The following is a 15,201-nucleotide window of genomic DNA, read 5'->3' on the forward strand; positions in this document are numbered from 1 at the left end:
TAGCCATATTTAGCGCAAATACAGGTCTTTATCCGGCAAATCCGCTTCTTTTCGGAGCCTTGGTTTGTTTTTTGCATTTTCTTCTCACCAGCAGACAACCAGCGCCCGCGACCCTGGCCCAGCCGGGGTCGTCATGAGCCAAAAGAGGTCACCGACGCCCCATGACCATCAGCGATGCCCTGCACCGACTGCTACTGGACAACCTGACCACTGCCACCATTCTGCTCAATGCCGAATTGCGCCTTGAGTACATGAACCCGGCAGCGGAAATGCTCCTGGCCATCAGCGGCCAGCGCAGCCATGGGCAATTCATCAGCGAGTTGTTCACCGAATCCCCTGAAGCGCTCAATTCCCTGCGCCAGGCGGTGGAACACGCGCACCCGTTCACCAAGCGCGAAGCACAGCTGACCTCGCTGACCGGGCAGACCCAGACCGTCGACTATGCGGTAACGCCGATCCTCAGCAGTGGCCGGACCTTGTTGCTGCTTGAGGTCCACCCCCGCGACCGGCTGCTGCGCATCACCAAGGAAGAGGCCCAGCTGTCCAAGCAGGAAACCACCAAGCTGCTGGTGCGCGGCCTGGCCCACGAGATCAAGAACCCGCTGGGCGGGATTCGCGGCGCCGCACAGCTGCTCTCGCGGGAACTGCCCGAGGAAAGTCTCAAGGATTACACCAACGTGATCATTGAAGAGGCGGACCGCCTGCGCAACCTGGTCGATCGGATGCTCGGCTCGAACAAGCTGCCGTCGCTGGCAATGACCAACATCCACGAAGTACTCGAACGGGTCTGCAGCCTGGTCGAGGCCGAAAGCCAGGGCGGCATCACCCTGGTGCGTGATTACGACCCGAGCCTGCCGGACGTACTGATCGACCGCGAGCAGATGATCCAGGCCGTGCTCAATATCGTGCGCAACGCCATGCAGGCCATCAGCGGCCAGAACGAACTGCGCCTGGGCCGTATCAGCCTGCGCACCCGGGCCATGCGTCAGTTCACCATCGGCCACACCCGCCATCGCCTGGTGGCCAAGGTCGAGATCATCGACAACGGCCCGGGTATCCCTGGCGAGCTACAGGAAACCATCTTCTACCCCATGGTCAGCGGCCGTCCGGACGGTACCGGGCTGGGCCTGGCCATTACCCAGAACATCATCAGCCAGCACCAGGGCCTGATCGAATGTGACAGCCATCCAGGCCACACCACCTTCTCGATCTTTCTGCCGCTGGAACAAGGAGCCACCGCCTCATGAGCCGAAGTGAAACCGTCTGGATCGTCGATGATGATCGCTCCATCCGCTGGGTCCTGGAAAAAGCCCTGCAACAGGAAGGCATGACCACCCAGAGTTTCGACAGTGCCGACGGCGTCATGAGCCGCCTGGCCCGGCAGCAGCCTGACGTGATCATCTCCGATATCCGCATGCCCGGGGCCAGCGGTCTGGACCTGCTGGCGCAGATTCGCGAACAGCACCCGCGCCTGCCGGTGATCATCATGACCGCCCACTCGGACCTGGACAGCGCGGTGGCGTCCTATCAGGGCGGCGCATTCGAATACCTGCCCAAACCGTTCGACGTCGATGAGGCGGTGTCGCTGGTCAAGCGCGCCAACCAGCACGCCCAGGAACAACAGGGCCTGGATATCGCCCCAAGCCTGACCCGCACCCCGGAAATCATCGGCGAGGCGCCGGCGATGCAGGAGGTGTTCCGCGCCATCGGTCGCCTGAGCCACTCCAACATCACCGTGCTGATCAACGGCGAGTCGGGTACCGGTAAAGAACTGGTGGCCCACGCTCTGCACCGCCACAGCCCACGGGCGGCCTCACCGTTCATCGCCCTGAACATGGCGGCAATTCCCAAGGACCTGATGGAGTCCGAGCTGTTCGGTCATGAAAAAGGCGCGTTTACCGGTGCCGCCAATCTGCGTCGCGGGCGTTTCGAACAGGCCGATGGCGGCACCCTGTTCCTCGACGAAATCGGCGACATGCCGGCCGATACCCAGACCCGTCTGCTGCGGGTACTGGCCGATGGCGAGTTCTACCGGGTCGGTGGTCATGTACCGGTGAAGGTCGACGTACGCATCATCGCCGCGACCCACCAGAATCTGGAAACCCTGGTGCAGGCCGGCAAGTTCCGTGAAGACTTGTTCCATCGCCTCAACGTGATCCGCATCCATATCCCGCGCCTGGCCGACCGTCGCGAGGACATCCCGACCCTGGCCCGGCACTTCCTCGGCCGCGCCGCTCAGGAGCTGGCGGTTGAGCCCAAGCTGCTCAAACCCGAGACCGAAGAGTTCATGCGCAACCTGCCGTGGCCGGGCAACGTGCGCCAGCTGGAGAACACCTGCCGCTGGATCACGGTAATGGCTTCGGGCCGCGAAGTGCATATCGGCGACCTGCCGCCAGAATTGCTCAACCTGCCGCAGGACAGCACGCCGGTGACCAACTGGGAGCAGGCACTCCGTCAATGGGCCGACCAGGCCCTGGCCCGCGGTCAAACCAGCCTGCTCGACAGCGCCGTGCCGAGCTTCGAACGGATCATGATCGAAATCGCCCTCAAGCACACAGCTGGCCGCCGTCGCGATGCCGCGGTATTGCTCGGCTGGGGACGCAATACCCTGACGCGCAAGATCAAGGAGTTGGGGATGAAGGTCGCTGGTGGCGAAGAGGATGGCGACGACGAGGCCTAAACTCTGTAGGAGCGGATTCATCCGCGATGGACGGCAACGCCGTCCCATCAACACAGCAGGGGGCGCTGACGCACCCCATCGCGGATGAATCCGCTCCTACATGCACCGAACCTGTGCCCTACGCACCGCAGCAAGGCACAAATTCCCGCTGAAACCCGCTCCAAGCCCTCAAACACGCCTATTTGCGGGCTGCAATAAAACTGGCACACACCCTGCATTAGTATCTGTACTTCCAGTTTTGGGGGCCTTGGTACAGGCAGGCCGGGGATTCCCCTCTTTTATTCGTGCAGTCTCACCTGCACACGCCAGCGCCCATCATCCTCTGCACCGGCCCAGTTGCCGTGCAGAGGACGGGCCGCGACCAGGGTCACCAGCAACCCGCCGTCACTTTTCTGCACCCGCCAACTGACCGGTTTGCCCTGCTGGCGCAACTGACCCCGGGCAACCTTGCCTTCGGCCTCGAACAGCAAGGCCAGGGTGCCATCGACTTCTTCACCGTGCAGCTTGGGTTCTTCGTTGAACCACAGGTCCAGGCCACCCTCGACCACCTGAACCTGCTCCAGCACCCGCGGCTCGGGCGCGGTCAACCGACCGATCATCAAGCCCACCAACATGCCGAAAATCGCCAGGGAAAACAGCACACGCGGCCATTGCTGCGAACGCGGGTCCGGTTCAGGAGTAGAATGCTCGCCATCTTTATGCTCGGAGCCGTGCATGTTTCACGTCATCCTCTTTCAACCAGAAATTCCGCCGAATACTGGCAATATTATAAGGCTGTGCGCCAACAGCGGCTGTCACTTGCACCTGATCGAGCCGATCGGCTTCGAGCTGGACGACAAGCGCCTGCGCCGCGCCGGGCTGGACTACCACGAGTATGCCACCCTCAAGCGCCACGCCGACCTGCCCAGCTGCCTGGAAAGCCTCGACCAGCCGCGCCTGTTCGCCTTCACCACCAAGGCCTCGCACCCCTACCACGAGACGGCATTCCAGTCTGGCGACGCCTTCCTGTTCGGTCCGGAAAGCCGTGGCTTGCCTGCCGAGGTGCTGGACAGCCTGCCCGCCGAGCAGCGCCTGCGCCTGCCGATGCGGCCGGGATGCCGAAGCCTGAACCTGTCCAATACCGTGGCAGTGACGGTGTATGAGGCCTGGCGCCAGCAAGGTTTTGCCTGAACCATGAAAAAAGCGCCCATCAGGGCGCTTTTTCGCTACATCGCAACAGGCTTATTGCAGCGAAGGGGCTTCGCCAGCTTCCTGCATGCGCTGCATTTCCTGGGCGTACAGGGCGTCGAAGTTGACCGGCGACAGCATCAGCGCCGGGAACGAACCACGGGTCACCAGGCTGTCCAGTGCTTCGCGCGCGTACGGGAACAGGATGTTCGGGCAGAACGCACCCAGAGTGTGGCTCATCGAAGCCGCATCGAGATTCTTGATCAGGAAGATACCGGCCTGCTGGACTTCAGCGATGAAGGCCACTTCGTCAGCGTTCTTGACGGTTACCGACAGGGTCAGTACGACTTCGTGGAAATCGCCTTCCAGACCTTTCTGCTTGGTGTTCAGGTCCAGGGCAACACTCGGCTCCCACTGCTGACGGAAGATCGCCGGGCTTTTCGGCGCTTCGAACGACAGGTCACGCACATAGATGCGCTGCAGGGAGAATTGCGGGGTGCTTTCGTCGGCTGCTGCGTCGTTGTTCTGTTGATCAGTCATGACAGATCCTTCTTTCCAGGGTCTTAAATAGGGGTTCTGGTTCAGGCCTTGAGCAAGCCGTCGAGTTTACCGGCGCGCTCAAGGGCATACAGGTCGTCGCAACCGCCGACGTGGGTGCTGCCGATCCAGATCTGCGGCACCGAAGTACGGCCGGCCTTCTGGCTCATTTCGGCGCGCACCTGCGGCTTGCCATCGACCTTGATCTCTTCGAAGGCCACACCTTTGCTCTGTAGCAGGCGTTTGGCCTGCGAGCAATAAGGGCAGTAATCGCTGGAATAGACGATGACGTCGCTCATTTCACTTCACCAATGGCAGGTTGTCGGCTTTCCAGCTCGACACACCGCCAGACAGCTTGGCAGCGGTGAAACCGGCTTTGAGCAGTTCGCGAGCGGTGGTGCCAGCGTGCTGGCCCATGGCGTCGACGACGATCAGGGTCTTGTTGGCCTTGTGCTTTTCCAGCTCGCCGATACGCGCGGCGAACTTGTCCTGCGGAATGTTCAGGGCACCGACGATATGGCCAGCGGCGTAATCCTTGGTCGAACGAATGTCGATCACCAGGCCTTTATCGCTGTTGACCAGCGCGGTCAGCTCGCCAGTGCTCAGGCTGCGTCCGCCTTTGCGCGCTTCGGTGATGATCAGCAGCACCAGCAGAACGACGAAGATACCAACCAGCAGATAGTGATTTGTTGCGAATTCAATCAGGTGAGCAACCATCGGAGGGTGTTCCAGGCCATTAAAAATGTTGGCCAGTATACACAGCCCCCAAGGTCGGCCAAAGCCCGCCCGACCGGCTTGTCGGCAGTAATTCTCATCTAACCCCTGCAGTCCGTCGGCCAGCGGCCGGTGGCGAACAAGGTTAATTCGTCATTCATGACCAATTTGCCCTAAAATGCGTGTTTTTATCATCTGAACAACCGTGAGTGGGATTGATGACGAGCACGCCAAAACCTTTGGTCCTGATCATCCTGGATGGTTTCGGTCACAGCGAAAGCCACGAATACAACGCCATCTACTCGGCCAGCACGCCGGTTTACGATCGCCTGCGCGCCACCCAGCCGCACGGCTTGATCTCCGGTTCCGGCATGGACGTCGGTTTGCCTGACGGACAGATGGGCAACTCCGAGGTCGGTCACATGAACCTCGGTGCCGGTCGCGTGGTGTACCAGGACTTTACCCGGGTCACCAAAGCCATCAAGGACGGCGAGTTCTTCGACAACGCCGTACTCTGCGGCGCAGTCGACAAGGCCGTGGCTGCCGGCAAGGCCGTGCACATCCTCGGCCTGCTGTCCGATGGCGGCGTGCACAGTCACCAGGATCACCTGATCGCCATGGCCGAACTGGCTGCTCAGCGTGGTGCCGAGAAAATCTACCTGCACGCCTTCCTCGACGGTCGCGACACCCCGCCGAAAAGCGCGCAATCGTCCATCGAGCTGCTCGACGCCACCTTCGCCAAGCTCGGCAAGGGCCGCATCGCCAGCCTGATCGGCCGCTACTTCGCCATGGACCGCGACAACCGCTGGGACCGCGTATCGGCTGCCTACAACCTGATCGTCGACAGCGCCGCCGAATACACCGCCGACAGCGCCTTGGCCGGCCTGGAAGCGGCCTATGCCCGTGGCGAAAGCGATGAGTTCGTCAAAGCCACGCGCGTTGGCGAAGCGGTCACGGTCGAAGACGGCGATGCGGTGATTTTCATGAACTTCCGCGCCGACCGCGCCCGCGAACTGTCGCGGGTGTTCGTCGAAGCCGACTTCAACGAGTTCCCACGCGCGCGCCTGCCGAAACTGGCCGCCTATATCGGCCTGACCCAGTACTCGGCCAAGATCCCGGCGCCTGCCGCGTTCGCACCGGGCAGCCTGGACAACGTGCTCGGCGAATACCTGGCGAAAAACGGCAAGACCCAGCTGCGCATCGCCGAAACCGAGAAGTACGCCCACGTCACCTTCTTCTTCTCCGGCGGCCGTGAAGAGCCGTTCGAAGGCGAAGAGCGCATCCTGATCCCGTCGCCGAAGGTCGCCACCTATGACCTGCAGCCGGAGATGAGCGCCCCGGAAGTCACCGACCGCATCGTCGAAGCCATCGAGCAGCAGCGCTACGACGTGATCGTGGTCAACTACGCCAACGGCGACATGGTCGGCCACAGCGGCGTGTTCGAAGCCGCAGTCAAGGCTGTCGAAGCCCTGGACCTGTGTGTCGGCCGTATCGTCGAGGCGCTGGACAAGGTCGGCGGCGAAGCCCTGATCACCGCCGACCACGGCAACGTCGAGCAGATGGAAGACGCCTGCACAGGTCAAGCGCACACCGCGCATACCACTGAGCCGGTGCCGTTCATCTATGTTGGCAAGCGCGCTGTGCAGGTCCGCGAGGGCGGTGTGCTGGCCGATGTCGCGCCGACCATGCTCAAGCTGCTGGGCCTGGAAAAGCCTGCAGAAATGACCGGTACGTCGATTCTGATCGACGCCTGAAGCCGCTAAACCGGCCGCAACGGTCGGTTTTCCGGACAAACGCCTCAATGCAGTTGCCTTGAGGCGTTTTTTTTGCAAGCCGCGGCGGGCATACTAGGCCAGTCTCTATCCCTGGTGTCGCCCACTCCATGTTTCGCGCCCTGATTGTTCTAGCCCTGTCTTGCCTGCTCAGCCCGGCGTTTGCCGACGAGCGCGCGCAAACCCAGCAGCAACTCGACGCCACGCGTCAGGACATTGCCGAGCTGAAGAAAATGCTCGGCCAGTTGCAGCAGGAAAAATCCGGTGTGCAGAAAGACCTGCGCAGCACAGAAACCGACATCGGCAAGCTGGAGAAGCAGGTGGAGGCCCTGCAACAGGAACTAAAAAAGACTCAGGGCGAACTGGAGCGCCTTGATCACGAGAAAAAAAAACTCCAGAGCGCCCGCGTTGAACAACAACGCCTGATTGCCATTCAGGCCCGCTCGGCCTACCAGAACGGTCGCGAGGAATACCTCAAGCTGCTGCTCAACCAGCAAAACCCGGAGAAATTCGCGCGCACCCTGACCTATTACGATTACCTGAGCCAGGCGCGCCTGGAACAGTTGCGCAGCTTCAATGAAACCTTGCGCCAGTTGGCCAACGTCGAGCAGGACATCAGCCTGCAGCAGGCCCAGTTGCTGGCCCAGCAAGGCAACCTCGATGCCCAGCGCCAGGAGCTGGAAAAAGTCCGCACCGAACGCCAGCAGGTGCTGGCCAAGCTGAACAACGACGTCAAGGCCCGTGACCAGAAGCTGCAAGCTCGCGAGCAAGACCAGGCCGACCTGAGCAAGGTCCTCAAGACCATCGAGGAAACCCTCGCCCGTCAGGCCCGAGAAGCCGAAGAAGCGCGGCAAAAGGCCCTGCTGGCGGCTCAGGAGGCGGAAAAGCAGCGCCAGCGCGAAGCCCTGGCAGCCAAGGATGATGCGCCGAGCAAGCCCAAGAGCATCCCCGGCCCGCTGGTTTCCAGCAGCGGCGAAACCTTCGGCGGCGCTTTTTCTTCAGCCCGGGGCAAACTTCCATGGCCGGTCAATGGTCGATTGCTGGCACGCTTTGGCGAAACCCGCGGCGGTGATTCGCGGACCAAATGGGACGGCGTGATGATCAGCGCCTCCCCAGGCAGCCAGGTGCGTGCCGTGCACGGTGGCCGGGTGGTGTTCGCCGACTGGTTGCGCGGCGCTGGACTTCTGGTCATTCTCGACCATGGTAATGGTTACCTGAGCCTCTACGGCCATAACCAGAGCCTGCTCAAGAGCGCCGGAGACGTCGTCAAGGCCGGCGAGGCGATTTCCACCGTCGGCAACAGCGGCGGCCAGGACAGCTCGGGGCTGTACTTCGCCATCCGCCAGCAAGGTCGCCCAAGCGACCCCGCACAATGGTGCCGTGCCCAGGGATAGGTACCACCACCCGTATTTGACGGCGTAGCGCGATATCGGGCTACGCCGAGGCTCCAGCCGGAGCGCTACCAGGATCAGGAGTTCGTTCGACATGCTGCATTCGCCTCGCCTCACCTCGCTGGCCCTGACCATCGCCCTGGTCCTCGGCGCGCCCCTGGCCCGTGCGGCCGAGCCCGTCAAGCCGACCCCGGTGCCGGCCACGACGGTATCGGCCCCTGCCAAGGCGCCACTGCCGCTGGACGAGCTGCGCACCTTCGCCGAAGTCATGGACCGGATCAAGGCGGCCTATGTGGAGCCGGTGGACGACAAGACCCTGCTGGAGAACGCCATCAAGGGCATGCTCAGCAACCTCGACCCGCATTCCGCCTACCTCGGCCCGGAAGACTTCCAGGAGCTGCAGGAAAGCACCAGCGGCGAGTTCGGTGGCCTGGGCATCGAAGTCGGCATGGAAGATGGCTTCGTCAAAGTGGTATCGCCGATCGATGACACCCCGGCCTCGCGCGCCGGCATCGAGGCCGGTGACCTGATCGTCAAGATCAACGGCCAGCCGACCCGCGGCCAGACCATGACCGAAGCAGTCGACAAGATGCGCGGCAAGATCGGCGAGAAAATCACCCTGACCCTGGTGCGCGACGGCGGCACGCCTTTCGACGTGACCCTTGCCCGTGCGGTGATTCAGGTCAAGAGCGTCAAGAGCCAGCTGCTTGAAGACGGCTACGGCTATATCCGCATCACCCAGTTCCAGGTCAAGACCGGCGAAGAAGTCGGCAAGGCCCTGGCCAAACTGCGCAAGGACAACGGCAAGAAGTTGCGCGGCCTGGTCCTCGACCTGCGCAACAACCCCGGCGGCGTGCTGCAGTCGGCGGTGGAAGTGGCTGACCACTTCCTCACCAAAGGCCTGATCGTCTACACCAAGGGCCGTATTGCCAACTCCGAGCTGCGCTTCTCGGCCGACCCGGCCGACGCCAGCGAAGGCGTGCCATTGGTGGTACTGATCAACGGTGGCAGTGCTTCGGCCTCGGAAATTGTCGCCGGCGCCCTGCAGGACCATAAACGTGGCGTGCTGATGGGCACCGACAGTTTCGGCAAAGGTTCGGTACAAACCGTACTGCCGCTGAACAACGATCGCGCCCTCAAGCTCACCACCGCCTTGTACTACACCCCGAACGGCCGCTCGATCCAGGCCCAGGGCATTGTCCCGGACATCGAAGTGCGTCAGGCCAAACTGACCGCCGAGGTGGACAACGACAACTTCAAGGAAGCCGACCTGCAGGGCCACCTGGGCAACGGCAACGGCGGCGCCGACCGACCGTCGAGCAGTGCCAAACGCAAGGATCGTCCGCAGGACAATGACTTCCAGCTGAGCCAGGCCCTCAGCCTGCTCAAGGGCTTGAGCATTACTCACAGCAAGTGATCCCCTGCATGCGTTACCTGTTGTGTCTTCTGCTGTACCTGTTGAGCGGGGCCGTGTTCGCGGCGCCTGCCCAACAGGGCAAGGCCTATATGAGCCTGATCATCGACGATCTTGGCCAGAGCAGCGCCCGCGATAGCCGCACCCTAGCGCTACCCGGCCCGGTGACCATGGCGATCATGCCCGACACCCCTCACGCCACTGAATTTGCCCGCCAGGCCCACAAGGCGGGCAAAACGGTGATCCTGCACATGCCCATGGACCCGGCCACCGGCCCCTATGCCTGGCACCCCGGCACGCCGATAGCGGAACTGGCGCAACGTCTGGATGCGGCCTTGGCCAAGGTGCCCTACGCCGCCGGGATCAACAATCACATGGGCAGCCGCATGACCTCGCAAGCCGAGCCGATGGCCTGGCTGATGGGCGAACTGCAGCGCCGTCACCTGTTCTTCGTCGACAGCCGCACCAGTGCCGCCACCGTCGCCGCCGCCAAAGCCCAAGCGCTCGACCTGGCGCATGTTTCGCGTGATGTGTTCCTCGATGATGTACGTACAGCCGAGGCGATTGCCGGGCAATTGCAGCTTGGCGTCGAGCTGGCGCGTAAACAGGGATCCGCCGTACTGATCGGTCACCCTTATCCGCAAACCCTTGAAGTACTGGAACGTGAAATACCCCGACTCAGGAGCCAGGGCATTGAATTGATCAACCTTCAGCAGATGATTGCCGAGCGCAGCAACCAGGCCATGCCTGCCCATGGCAGCCATGGCGTGTATCGCAATCGCTGAAGCGGCTCACTCGAAAGGTATTACCCCAATGACGTCACTTAACGTCAGATTACCTCGGTAGACCGCCAGCAACTCGTGCGAGCTGCCACGCGCAGCCTCCATCTGCGTTTTCCAGCCCAGCGTGCGCTGCGACCAGATCTTCAAGTGCCCTTTGGCAAACTGATGCGCCGGAGTCATGGCATCCCGATAATGGAAATGTGCCTCCCAAAGGCCTGCGCCTCTTTCATTGCTCCGTGATGGCAAACGCTGGATTTCATAGATATCCAGAAAATCGTTAGGCGAAAGCACTTTTCGCCTGACGGTACGCCTAATGGAAATCTGTTTCTCATTGAACAGGAATCGAAGACTGGCAGCCGTCGGATGGCTAGTCGTCAGGTAGTAACTGGTCAACAGATCCTGCTGCGTGTCCTCCAGACGCGCGATAGCATCCTTCAGCTGCGTGTCAAGATCGCTAGCGACGCCTGTGCTTTCCAGGGCTTTTGAGGCTTCATTGAGTTTCTCGACATGCCCTTCAATCACCGATTGCATGCCAATCGGCTCATCTTTCCCGATATATTGCCTGGCCAGTCTGATGATCGACTCAAGCTGTCCAAGCGCTGCGCGCGCATTCGACCTGGCGGCTCCAACATCCCTGGAGCTGGGTAATGGCTGGACTTCGCTCGCCGGCTCTTCGACTTGCTCCACCCAATGATCATCTTGCCTGTTGAACGTCTTCAACACCTTGGCGCCAGAGGAGTCCCGTTGCTGCACGACGTTAACGCCATTGACCTCCACTTCTTCACCAATAACGCTGCGCCCACTGTGTGTCTGAACTACACGATGCTTGCCGTTACGGCGCTGGTACAAACGAGGCTTGGGTGGAGTAGGTTCGGAAAGCTCTGACTCACGGACCGCCTGGGCCAGTTCATCCTCCGCCGAACCAATCAGGGTGTCGAGGACGCCCCGATAATGCTGGAGTGCGTCAGCTTTGATCGCAACACCACCGGTTTCGCCAAAATACGCCGCGTTCCACTGGAAGGTGCGATAGCTCTTCAATGTCCCCGTCAATACACTGATTCTGTCCGCCGCTGGCAAGTCAAGCGCCGCCAATCCACCATGGGCGCTTCCTGCGCTTTTCAATTCTTCATTCCACAGCTTCTGGTGATACTGGATGAGTATCTCTTCATCGCCCCCCGCCCTGCGATCAAGACATAATTCCGCCAGGTCTTCGAGCAAGCCCATGAGTAGATCGTTGTAGGTAAGCCGACGCTGCTCGATCATTCCCTCTAACTGGACCTGCTTGCTCTGACGTGCCTCGCTCTCGTCCAGGAAAACGATTTCATCATCCTTCAACGTGTCAGTCAGCAGCCAGTCCAGACGTTCCGATGCCCAGACAAGGTCAAAACGCAGCGTCACAGCTTTATCAACTAAAGATCGCACGAAGTCATAGTGCTCAAGCTCAGTGTCGCTGATAGGTTGCACTACCATTTCATTGATGAGCGTTTGCACATTGAGATGGTTGATTGTGGCCGCTAAATCGTTGTAGATAACCACGCAGTGATCGATCAGCTCCTGGCGGATCGCGCCTCGCTGGCGCTTTACAGATGGCATCAACTCTTGTCGGGCAAACTTTGGCTGGACCATGTTCGACAGGACTTTGTCTAACTTCAGGTCCACTTTGATCAGTTCTTTCAGATCCTCAAACACCTGATACTTGGCTGCCAGGGCATCGGCTTTGGCTAACGCGATCCTCCTGTCGAACGCTAGAGTCAAGGTGAGACCGTCCATATTTGCAGGCACTTTAGCCCTCTGGGCCTGCAGCTTTTCGATATAGCTCTCTCGATCGCCCAATGCTGCATTACTCAGGTTGAAACCTTCAGCGACGCGGTTTCGCTCGACGAGGACGGCCTCCTGCTGAGTGTTAAATCCATCAAACGCCTTCTGGTTCTCCTCCCTGACCAGGTCAACTCGCCGTCTCGGCCCGCCAGCCAGCAGACGCAACCCGGAGTCGACACGCCATTGTCCATGCTCTAAAAACAACCAGGGCCCCAAGGTTCCCTTAGCGCTGACCACTCGCACACCTTGCTCTGACACATCGACCCGATAAACATCAGCAGCCAACGCTGCATAGTAATGCCCGCCAATGCTGTACAAACCGTGGGCAGCCCCGGATTCGAGCGGCTGCAGGCCGTTCAGAGAAACGTCTGAGCGCATAGTGAGTAGCGTCTTGCGCTGCTCGCCCGGGAGAACATTGACCCCATGCCTTCCACGCCAGGTAAAGTCCAGCTGCATGCCCAGGCGTTCTCCGAGCGAACCGGGCAAGCCTTGTTTCTCCAGCACCGGCACCAGCTCTATTTCCCCGAACTCCCGTTTTTGGGCCAGAGGCCCTTCAAGTCCGTCAACATCGGGCAAGCGACCGATCACAGACACTTCCCCCTGAGGCAAACGGCTATGGAACAGGACCATGCCCAGATTCAGGAGCAGATCGACCACCGCGGCCGAGCGCTCGAACGCACTGCCCTGGGTAAGTGCCGACAGATCGCTTTTCAATCCGTGGATGCCCTGCACCAGCCAGGCCACGGTAGCTGCGGGTCCACGCAGCAACAAGGTGACCACGTCGAACAGCAACCAGGCACCTTCGGCAAGGATTGCCCAACGGCTCTCGGCATTTGATACTGACTGACGGTCGGCCAGTTCGACCAATAGATCGCGGTTTGCCTTGTAGAGCTTTGCATCGACGTCGATCCGCCAGAATTGCGTGGCAAGACTTGCCGGCTGTACTGATTCCGGCAGCAACGAAGTATCGAGGATCGGTCGCCCCAGATGCGGCTCGCTGAACCCGCCGTGGTCATAGACACTTCGCACTTGCGGCATCAACCAGTCGAGGATGCTGTCCTGCAGTGCTCCTTCCTGACGAATCGCGACCATCATCGCCTCAAGGCTGGCGAATTCCTTGATAGACGAAGAGGCATATAAAGGCCGGTACAACAGCACCAACGCAGGCTGCGCCGAGAACAGCACATACATACCGCTGACCAGATCGGACTCGCTGGCGCCCGGTTCACGCTTGAACGCCAGGGGCATCAGGGTGGTGGCGGGCAGATTCCGGTCGACATCGCCGCGACAGTAGTCAGCGACACACTGCAGGCCCGCCTCACTCAAGGTCCCTCCCAGCTTTGCCTTGAGCGCGCTGAACAGCAGTGAGCAGCGCCACTCCCGGGCAAAACAGGTCACCCGCTGTTCACGGGTCGCTGGGTCGTCGAGTTTTTGTGCTACGTAGTTTGGATAGTGGCCACCAATGTCGACCAGCTCGACCAGGGATTTGACATAGTCGAGCGTCAGCCAGTCCATGATCAACTGCCCTTCTCGGTGCTCGATGGCGGTCAAGGTCGCCCCCTGCAGGGAGCTGAGATTAGCGATGGCAAATTCCGTCAGGGTCATGGTCCTGGTTTCCACCACACCGCCTCCGACCCCCGCCCCCGCGCCACCCGGTATACCCCTGGCAACTGTTAACGTCAGGTTCAAGTCATCAGGAAAGTAGTTGGCATCAACCGGATGATCGGCGAGCAACTGCGTTCGCAAGCGCTGACTGGCATAGCTGTGCAGGTCCAAGACATCGTCGAGCGCCGCAGTGCCCTGCGATTTGGCCTGGGCCAAGGCAAGGTCGAACAATGCGCACTGGTAGGCGAAGCTGTCTCCTGGCGAAGCCCGCAATATGCCTGGCGGCAGCGTGATGCTCGCAGCACTTTGGACGGTGTAACCTGCGATAAACCATTGCGACGGGTCGCTCAGGGCTGCAAAGACCTGCTCCATCTGTGCAACGTCTGCCATCCGCGAGTAGCGCAAGCGCTGCACTGAATCGAGCATGACTTCCAGCAGCAATGCAGCCTGCTGAGCGTAAACGTCACCTTCCAGCTCATAGCGGTTCCAGCTCATTGCATCGAAGCGGTACTGCTCAGCCAGCTCGTCTCGCAGTGCCAAGGCAAAATCATCGAGCGAGGCAAATGTCCTCACCACACTTGAAGGTGAGCACCACAACACCACCGTGCGCTCATCCCATTCACCACTCACCAGCAGGTTCGGCAGTGTTTGCAAGAAACGCTCACCGTCTACTTCGAGCTCTACCTCTACAGTGAATACACTCGGACCGTGCGACCCCCCCTCAAGCAGCCCACGGATGCAGGCTTCCTGCTGAGCATCGAGCTTTTGCCAGGGCAGATTGCGCAGCAATGCCGACTTCAGTGTCTGCTGCAGCCAACGATCGCGACTGACACCCGAGCCTGACCCTGCTTGCCAGTATTCAACTTGGGCTTGCTGGAAATGGTATGGCAATTCGAGCACCAGATCGTTGATGGCCTCAGTGACGCCTTTCAACGCAATGTACTCATGACCATCACTACCCTCGAAGCGGTAGGGTTCAGGGAAGGTCAGCCCGTGCTGCCGGCCATAGGCCTCCTCCAGATCCAGCGCATTTCCGTCCAGTACGGCCTGCAGCAGGACCTCCACCAACGACTCTGACGACTGGGAGTTTCCTGGCCCGGGCTGGGGAACCAATAGGCGAAACGGCGCAGCATCGATTAGTTGCGGTTGGACATTGGCGAGCCTGGGATAGTGCTCGAGTAAAAGCTGCAGGAGCTTTTGCCCGGCAACTTGGCGCAGGGTAGGACGACTGGCGAACTGCAACGCCACGGCGTGCTTGAAATCCGGAGCGGGAGGGTTGGTTGTTGAGCTGCTCATGAACGTAAGACTCCTTACTAACGGT

At 60.6% G+C, this 15,201-nt stretch carries 12 protein-coding genes; 7 read left to right on the forward strand and 5 right to left on the reverse strand.

What is annotated here, in order from left to right:
• The first annotated feature begins 161 nt into the window (after window positions 1-161).
• Both glnL and ntrC read left to right on the forward strand, forming a co-directional pair.
• Window positions 162-1,247 (forward strand): nitrogen regulation protein NR(II), encoded by a 1,086-nt coding sequence (glnL, locus tag ACVI9W_RS10600; protein WP_038615487.1) that lies wholly within the window; start codon window positions 162-164, stop codon window positions 1,245-1,247.
• Window positions 1,244-2,680 carry a nitrogen regulation protein NR(I) gene (ntrC, locus tag ACVI9W_RS10605; protein ID WP_038615489.1) on the forward strand — a complete coding sequence of 479 codons (1,437 nt, stop codon included), beginning with the start codon at window positions 1,244-1,246 and terminating at the stop codon, window positions 2,678-2,680. Before glnL ends, ntrC begins: the two co-directional genes overlap by 4 nt.
• Before the next feature lie 278 nt (window positions 2,681-2,958).
• Here ntrC and ACVI9W_RS10610 read toward each other — a convergent pair whose 3' ends face one another.
• Window positions 2,959-3,396, reverse strand: a complete 438-nt coding sequence (locus tag ACVI9W_RS10610) for a hypothetical protein (protein WP_157194523.1) — start codon at window positions 3,394-3,396, stop codon at window positions 2,959-2,961.
• Here ACVI9W_RS10610 and trmL point away from each other — a divergent pair.
• Entirely contained in the window at window positions 3,395-3,850 is a 456-nt protein-coding gene (gene trmL, locus ACVI9W_RS10615; RefSeq protein WP_461529963.1) for a tRNA (uridine(34)/cytosine(34)/5-carboxymethylaminomethyluridine(34)-2'-O)-methyltransferase TrmL, read from the forward strand. The genes ACVI9W_RS10610 and trmL overlap by 2 nt on opposite strands.
• A 51-nt stretch (window positions 3,851-3,901) precedes the next feature.
• On the opposite strand, the gene secB is transcribed toward trmL, so the two are convergent.
• The 3 genes from secB to ACVI9W_RS10630 are packed head-to-tail and all read right to left on the reverse strand — an operon-like array spanning window position 3,902 to window position 5,101.
• Entirely contained in the window at window positions 3,902-4,387 is a 486-nt protein-coding gene (secB, locus tag ACVI9W_RS10620; protein WP_461529964.1) for a protein-export chaperone SecB, read from the reverse strand.
• Between the two features lie 41 nt (window positions 4,388-4,428).
• Complete coding sequence (gene grxC, locus ACVI9W_RS10625; protein ID WP_038615495.1) at window positions 4,429-4,683, reverse strand: glutaredoxin 3; 255 nt, start codon at window positions 4,681-4,683, stop codon at window positions 4,429-4,431.
• A gap of 1 nt (window position 4,684) precedes the next feature.
• Window positions 4,685-5,101, reverse strand: a complete 417-nt coding sequence (locus tag ACVI9W_RS10630; RefSeq protein WP_038615496.1) for a rhodanese-like domain-containing protein — start codon at window positions 5,099-5,101, stop codon at window positions 4,685-4,687.
• A 215-nt stretch (window positions 5,102-5,316) separates the two neighbouring features.
• Here ACVI9W_RS10630 and gpmI point away from each other — a divergent pair, with 215 nt between their 5' ends.
• The 4 genes from gpmI (at window position 5,317) to ACVI9W_RS10650 (ending at window position 10,460) form a co-directional block, all read left to right on the forward strand.
• Window positions 5,317-6,852 (forward strand): 2,3-bisphosphoglycerate-independent phosphoglycerate mutase, encoded by a 1,536-nt coding sequence (gene gpmI / locus ACVI9W_RS10635; RefSeq protein WP_461529965.1) that lies wholly within the window; start codon window positions 5,317-5,319, stop codon window positions 6,850-6,852.
• Window positions 6,853-6,980: 128 nt separating this feature from the next.
• Entirely contained in the window at window positions 6,981-8,264 is a 1,284-nt protein-coding gene (locus ACVI9W_RS10640; RefSeq protein WP_191830628.1) for a murein hydrolase activator EnvC family protein, read from the forward strand.
• Between the two features lie 91 nt (window positions 8,265-8,355).
• The gene (locus tag ACVI9W_RS10645; protein WP_461529966.1) at window positions 8,356-9,678 is read left to right on the forward strand and encodes a S41 family peptidase; all 1,323 of its coding nucleotides are present in this window, start codon (window positions 8,356-8,358) and stop codon (window positions 9,676-9,678) included.
• An 8-nt stretch (window positions 9,679-9,686) separates the two neighbouring features.
• Window positions 9,687-10,460 carry a divergent polysaccharide deacetylase family protein gene (locus ACVI9W_RS10650; RefSeq protein ID WP_461529967.1) on the forward strand — a complete coding sequence of 258 codons (774 nt, stop codon included), beginning with the start codon at window positions 9,687-9,689 and terminating at the stop codon, window positions 10,458-10,460.
• 6 nt (window positions 10,461-10,466) lie between these two features.
• Here the strand turns inward: ACVI9W_RS10650 and ACVI9W_RS10655 are convergent, their stop codons facing one another.
• Entirely contained in the window at window positions 10,467-15,176 is a 4,710-nt protein-coding gene (locus ACVI9W_RS10655) for a dermonecrotic toxin domain-containing protein (RefSeq protein ID WP_461529968.1), read from the reverse strand.
• Between the last annotated feature and the right edge of the window lie 25 nt (window positions 15,177-15,201).

The sequence above is a fragment of the Pseudomonas sp. 210_17 TE3656 genome (assembly GCF_054821965.1).